The sequence below is a fragment of the Agrobacterium sp. 22094 genome (assembly GCF_052046015.1).
Lineage (GTDB): Bacteria > Pseudomonadota > Alphaproteobacteria > Rhizobiales > Rhizobiaceae > Agrobacterium > Agrobacterium cavarae.
The window spans coordinates 1-338 of sequence record NZ_JBQEPX010000048.1 but is presented as its reverse complement, the minus strand read 5'-3'; the positions used below and the strand labels follow the sequence as shown (position 1 = coordinate 338).

1 protein-coding gene is annotated in these 338 nt (G+C 31.1%); it reads left to right on the top strand.

All coding sequences use genetic code 11. From position 1 onward, the window contains the following. A partial coding sequence (locus ACTJK5_RS23105; protein WP_440613331.1) for a transglycosylase domain-containing protein occupies window positions 1-338 on the top strand: 338 nt, incomplete at both ends.

The following is a 338-nucleotide window of genomic DNA, read 5'->3' as shown; positions in this document are numbered from 1 at the left end:
AGAAAAGATATTCCTGATATTATGGTTCAGGCAATTGTTGCAGTAGAAGATAAGGAATTTTTTAACCATCATGGTATTTATTATAGTGGAATTATAAGTGCGGTTTTTAAAAATATTACAGCAGGAGAAGTTGTAGCTGGGGGAAGTACAATTACACAGCAGCTTGCGAAGAATGTATTTCTGACACAAGATCGTACATTTTCTCGTAAAATAAAGGAATACTTTTTAACAAAAAAAATAGAACGTACTTATACAAAAGATGAAATTATTGAAATGTATATGAATCAAATTTATTTTGGGGAAGGTGCTTGGGGTATAAAAAGGGCAGCAAAATCTTA